The sequence below is a fragment of the Bradyrhizobium sp. PRIMUS42 genome, assembly GCF_023006515.1.
In the GTDB taxonomy this organism is placed as follows: domain Bacteria; phylum Pseudomonadota; class Alphaproteobacteria; order Rhizobiales; family Xanthobacteraceae; genus Bradyrhizobium.
Window position 1 is genome coordinate 1 of the sequence record NZ_JALBGZ010000461.1, and the last position, 5,202, is coordinate 5,202.

Annotated in this window: 7 protein-coding genes and 1 pseudogene; 5 read left to right on the forward strand and 3 right to left on the reverse strand. The window is 64.7% G+C overall.

Annotated elements, in window-relative coordinates:
• The 3 genes and pseudogenes from MOV75_RS26575 to MOV75_RS26585 all read left to right on the forward strand — a co-directional run.
• Positions 1–310 (forward strand): annotated as a pseudogene (locus tag MOV75_RS26575) (haloacid dehalogenase); the annotation flags it as partial.
• A gap of 132 nt (positions 311–442) precedes the next feature.
• Complete coding sequence (gene nikR / locus MOV75_RS26580) at positions 443–889, forward strand: nickel-responsive transcriptional regulator NikR (protein WP_246921499.1); 447 nt, start codon at positions 443–445, stop codon at positions 887–889.
• Positions 890–1,150: 261 nt separating this feature from the next.
• On the forward strand, positions 1,151–1,891 hold the full coding sequence (locus MOV75_RS26585) for a sulfate transporter family protein (protein WP_246921496.1): 741 nt from the start codon (positions 1,151–1,153) through the stop codon (positions 1,889–1,891).
• A 12-nt stretch (positions 1,892–1,903) separates the two neighbouring features.
• On the opposite strand, the gene nth is transcribed toward MOV75_RS26585, so the two are convergent.
• Positions 1,904–2,671 (reverse strand): endonuclease III, encoded by a 768-nt coding sequence (gene nth / locus MOV75_RS26590; RefSeq protein WP_246921493.1) that lies wholly within the window; start codon positions 2,669–2,671, stop codon positions 1,904–1,906.
• A gap of 22 nt (positions 2,672–2,693) precedes the next feature.
• Here nth and MOV75_RS26595 point away from each other — a divergent pair, with 22 nt between their 5' ends.
• Positions 2,694–3,227: a DUF2244 domain-containing protein gene (locus MOV75_RS26595; RefSeq protein ID WP_246921491.1), complete on the forward strand. Its 534-nt coding sequence runs from the start codon at positions 2,694–2,696 to the stop codon at positions 3,225–3,227.
• 55 nt (positions 3,228–3,282) lie between these two features.
• Positions 3,283–4,179 carry a bifunctional helix-turn-helix domain-containing protein/methylated-DNA--[protein]-cysteine S-methyltransferase gene (locus MOV75_RS26600; RefSeq protein ID WP_246921488.1) on the forward strand — a complete coding sequence of 299 codons (897 nt, stop codon included), beginning with the start codon at positions 3,283–3,285 and terminating at the stop codon, positions 4,177–4,179.
• A 135-nt stretch (positions 4,180–4,314) separates the two neighbouring features.
• Here the strand turns inward: MOV75_RS26600 and MOV75_RS26605 are convergent, their stop codons facing one another.
• Together MOV75_RS26605 and MOV75_RS26610 are read right to left on the reverse strand one after the other, a co-directional pair.
• Positions 4,315–4,938 (reverse strand): 2,3-bisphosphoglycerate-dependent phosphoglycerate mutase, encoded by a 624-nt coding sequence (locus MOV75_RS26605; protein ID WP_211395052.1) that lies wholly within the window; start codon positions 4,936–4,938, stop codon positions 4,315–4,317.
• An 81-nt stretch (positions 4,939–5,019) separates the two neighbouring features.
• The coding region (locus MOV75_RS26610) for a dihydrodipicolinate reductase C-terminal domain-containing protein (RefSeq protein ID WP_309486970.1) at positions 5,020–5,202 on the reverse strand (183 nt) is incomplete at its 5' end.

The following is a 5,202-nucleotide window of genomic DNA, read 5'->3' on the forward strand; positions in this document are numbered from 1 at the left end:
GGCCGAAGTCGGCATCGCCATGGGCACCGGCACGGATGTGGCGATGGAGAGCGCGGGCGTGACGCTGCTCAAGGGCGACCTCGTGGGCATCGTCCGCGCGCGAAAGCTGTCGCAGGCGACCATGAGCAACATCCGCCAGAACCTGTTCTTCGCCTTCATCTACAATGCCGCCGGCATCCCGATCGCCGCCGGCATCCTCTATCCGACCTTCGGCGTCCTGCTGTCGCCGATCATCGCGGCAGCGGCGATGGCGCTGTCCTCGGTGAGCGTGGTCGGGAATGCGCTGCGCCTGCGTGCAACGCGGCTGTGAAGACACTGCGTAGACCGCATGGAGCGCAAGCGAAATCCGGGTTCTGCTAACAAATCGAGACTGTCCCGGATTGCGCTTCGCTCCATCCGGGCTACGGTTCACGGAATATAGGCGGGACGCAGAGAGGGCCTGATGCAGCGAATTACGATCACGATCGAGGACGATCTCTTGGCGGAGATTGACGCGGCGGCGGAAGCACGCGGCTATCAGAACCGCTCCGAGATCATCCGCGATCTCGCCCGCGCCGGCCTGCAGCAGAGCACCGAGGACACCGCGCAGACCGGCGCCTGCGTCGCCGGCCTCGTCTATGTCTACGACCACGCCGCCCGCGATCTCTCCAAGCGCCTGGTGCAGGAATTCCACGGCCATCACGACCTCGCGCTGGCGACCCTGCATGTCCATCTCGACGACAACAATTGCATGGAGATGACCGCGCTGCGGGGCGATGCCGCCGAGGTCCGGCATTTCGCCGACCACATCATCGCCGAACGCGGCGTGCGCTACGGCCGCGTGGTGATGATCCCGACAGGGGAAGGCAAGCAGGCAAAGGGGCGCAAGCACGGGCATCGGCATGGGTAGCTGAGGGCTGAACCGACGGTGCGAACCCCTTGTGGGTGAGCGGCTCCATCCGCTGGATCAATCTCGTAGGGTGGGCAAAGGCGCACTTGCGCCGTGCCCACCATCAATCGAAAACCGCGACAGAAGCCGTGGGCACGCTACGCTTTGCCCACTCTACGATACTGTGGTCGGGACAAAGGAAGCAGGCCGTAGCTGCCCTCCCTTGCCGAAACCGCCGTGCATCTCTACCTCTCGCGGGTCGTTTCGTGAAAGGGCCCCACCATGCTGGATGCCGCCATCAAGGCGCTGTCGCAAATGATCTCGCCGCCGATGCGCTCGATCCTGTGGCGGTCGATCGGGCTTGCGCTCGTGCTGATCACCGTGCTGGCGATCGGCTTGCAGCGGCTCTTGAGCTGGTTTGCGACCTCCGGTGAGGTCTGGCTGGAAGGGCTGCTGGGACCGGGCTGGCATACATCGCTCGAAATCCTGTCCTGGATCGTCTCGATCGCCGCGGGCCTCGGTGTCGTGTTCGGCGGCGTCTTCCTGATGCCCGCGATCACTTCGGTGGTGGCCAGCCTGTTCGTCGACGACGTCGCCGACATCGTCGAGCGCGAGCACTATCCGGCCGAGCAGCCAGGCCGCGCGCTGCCGTTCAGCCAGGCCATCTTCGAGGGCATCAAGACCGCGCTGCTGACGATCCTCGTCTATCTGATCGCGCTGCCGCTGGTACTGTTCGCCGGCGCCGGCTTCCTGGTCTTCTTCCTCGCCGCCGCCTGGCTGCTCGGTCGTGAATATTTCGAGCTGGCCGCGATGCGTTTCCGCTCGCCGGAAGAGGCCAAGGCGATGCGACGCGACAACGCCGCCACCATCTTCACCGCCGGCCTGTTCATCGCCGCCTTCGTCTCGATCCCGATCGTCAATCTGGCGACGCCGATCTTCGGCATGGCTTTCATGGTCCACATGCACAAGCGGCTATCAGGCCCGCGGCCCGAGCTGATCGAGCCCGCGCGGCAGATGCGGTGATGGCGCCGTCGCTCAGACCGTCTTCTCCGGCCATCGGCAGAGATCGTTGATCAGGCAGACCTCGCAGCGCGGCGTGCGGGCGAGGCAAGTATAGCGGCCGTGCAGGATCAGCCAATGATGGGCGTGCAGCATGAACTCCGCGGGGATCACCTTTTCGAGACCGAGTTCGACTTCCAGCGGCGTCTTGCCGGGCGCTAGTCCCGTGCGGTTGCCGACACGGAACACATGCGTGTCGACCGCCATGGTGTGTTCGCCGAAGGCCATGTTGAGCACGACGTTGGCGGTCTTGCGGCCGGCGCCGGGCAACGACTCGATCTCGGCGCGCGTGCGCGGCACCTCGCCGCCGAATTCGCTGATCACCTTTGCCGACAGCGCGATGACGTTTCTGGCCTTGGTTCGGTAGAGCCCGATGGTCTTGATGTAGTCGCGCAACCGCTCCTCGCCGAGGTCGAGCATCTTCTGCGGCGTGTCCGCGACTTCGAACAACGCACGCGTCGCCTTGTTGACGCCGGCATCGGTGGCCTGCGCCGACAGCACCACGGCCACCAGCAGCGTGAACGGATTGACGTGCTCGAGCTCGCCCTTCGGCTCCGGGTTGGCTTTGCGGAAACGGCTGAAGACTTCGTGAACCTCAGCGGGCGTCCAGGGTCTGATAGCCCTAAGCGACTTCCTGGCGGGGGCCGATTTCTTAGCGGGCTTGGGCTTCGCGACGGCCGCCTCTGCCTTGTCGTTGGGCACGGGCGCTTTGCGCGGCGTCGGCTTGCGGGTGATTTTCGCCATGATCGGGATATACTGAGGGACGATGAGCACAGGCAACGAAATTGAGCGGGAGCAATCTGAAAGCGAGGACGAGCCTCAGATCTTCTCCGCGCTGCTGACGCCGCACCGCTCGCTCGACCGCACCGGCTTCCTCGCCGTGATGCTGTTCCTGAGCGTGGTGAGCTTTGCCACTGGTCTCGCTTTCCTGTTGAAGGGCGCCTGGCCGGTGCTCGGTTTCTTCGGCATCGACGTGCTGGTGATCTGGTGGGCCTTCCGGGTCAATTTCCGCACCGCGCGGGCACGCGAGGAGATCACGGTCACGACCTCCGAGTTGCGCGTGCGCCGGATCAGCCATCGCGGCCAGGTCGCCGAATGGACGTTCAATCCGCTCTGGGTCCGCCTCGACATGGAGGTCGACGAGGACTTTGGCATCGAGCATCTCTATCTGATCTCGCGCGGCCACCAGATCCAGATCGCCCGCTTCCTGGGGCCAGAGGAAAAAGCAAGTTTTTACAAAGGCTTGGTTGAAGCACTCAACGCCGCCAAGCGCGGTCCGACCTACAACCCGATCAGCTGATTTCACGTCGGAAATCGGGTGGTTTCCCACCCGTCCCTCCCCTACATTTCCGGTCATGATGACACTCGCCATACATGACCAGCGCCTGACCAAGCCGGGCCCCCAGAACGCCGCGTTGCGTGACTATGATTCGGTCCGCCGGGCGATCGCCTTCATCTCGGAGAACTGGCGCGCGCAGCCGACCATCGAGGCGATGGCGGATGCCGCCGGCGTCACGCCGGATGAGCTGCACCATCTGTTCCGCCGCTGGGCCTCGATCACACCAAAGGCCTTCATGCAGGCGCTGACGCTCGATCACGCCAAGGGATTGCTACGGGACTCCGCGAGCATTCTCGACGCCGCGCTCGATTCCGGCCTGTCAGGCCCGGGGCGGCTGCACGATCTCTTCGTCACCCATGAAGCGATGTCGCCGGGCGAATGGAAGAACGGTGGCGCCGGCCTGACCTTGCGCTACGGCTTTCACCCCTCGCCGTTCGGCACAGCGATCGTGATCGCCACCGATCGCGGCCTGTCAGGCCTTGCCTTCGCCGACCACGGCGACGAGAAGGTTGCGCTCGCCGACATGACGCGGCGCTGGCCGAACGCGATCTATGTCGAGGATCACGAGGGCACGGCCCCGCTCGCTGCGCGCATCTTCGACACCAGACTTTGGCGGCCGGACCAGCCGCTGCGCGTGGTCATGATCGGCACCGATTTCGAGGTGCGGGTGTGGGAGACGCTGTTGAAGATCCCGATGGGGCGCGCGGTGTCCTATTCCGACATCGCCTGCAACATCAACAGCCCGAAGGCCTCGCGCGCCGTCGGCGCCGCGGTCGGCAAGAACCCGGTCTCGTTCGTCGTTCCCTGCCACCGCGCGCTCGGCAAGAGCGGCACGCTCACCGGCTATCACTGGGGCATCACCCGCAAGCAGGCGATGCTGGGCTGGGAAGCCGGGCAGCTGGGGATGCAGTAGGAGCTGCAAGCACACTGCCGTAGGGTGGGCAAAGGCGCAGAGCGCCGTGCCCACCATCTTTCTGAAACCACCGACATATCGTGGGCACGCTTCGCTTTGCCCACCCTACGGCATCGCGCATGCGGCGAAGAAAATTCAGCCCGCCAGATCCAGCTTCGAGGCCACGGTCGAATCTGCGTTGAGCCGGTAAATGATCGGCACACCCGTCGCGAGCTCGCGCTTCAGAATGCCTTCGGGCGAGAGCTTTTCCAGCACCATGATCAGCGCGCGCAGTGAGTTGCCGTGGGCGGCGACCAGCGTGCGCTTGCCGTTGAGCACGCCGGGCAGAATCTCCTGCACATAGTACGGCAGCGCGCGCGCCAGCGTGTCCTTCAGACTCTCGCCGCCGGGCGGCGGCACGTCGTAGGAGCGGCGCCAGATCAGCACCTGGTCCTCGCCCCATTTCTTGCGGGCGTCATCCTTGTTGAGGCCGGAGAGATCGCCATAGTCGCGCTCGTTCAGCGCGAGGTTCTTCATCGTCGGCAGGCCTTTCTGGTCGAGCTCGCCGAGGATGAGGTCGAGCGTGTGCTGCGCGCGCGTGAGCACCGACGTATAGGCGACGTCGAACACGAGGCCCTGCGCCTTCAGCTTGCGGCCGGCTTCCGTGGCTTCCTTCACGCCGAGCTCGGTGAGGTCGGGGTCCTTCCAACCCGTGAACAGGTTCTTCAGATTCCATTCGCTCTGGCCGTGACGCACGAGCACGAGAAGACGTTCGCTCATTGACTGCTTTCCGTTACGGTTGTTGTTTGAGCATGATCTTCTCGGAAAACCGCTTCACACTTTTCCGGATCATGCTCTGGTTCAGATGTCGGAGAGGCCGAGCACGTCGGCCATGGAGTAGTGACCCGGCTTCTTGCCGTGCGCCCACAACGCCGCCTTCAGCGCGCCATGGGCGAACAGCATGCGGTCCTCGGCCTGATGCGACAGCGTCAGGCGCTCGAACGGGCCGAGGAAGGTCACGCTGTGGTCGCCGGCGACGGTGCC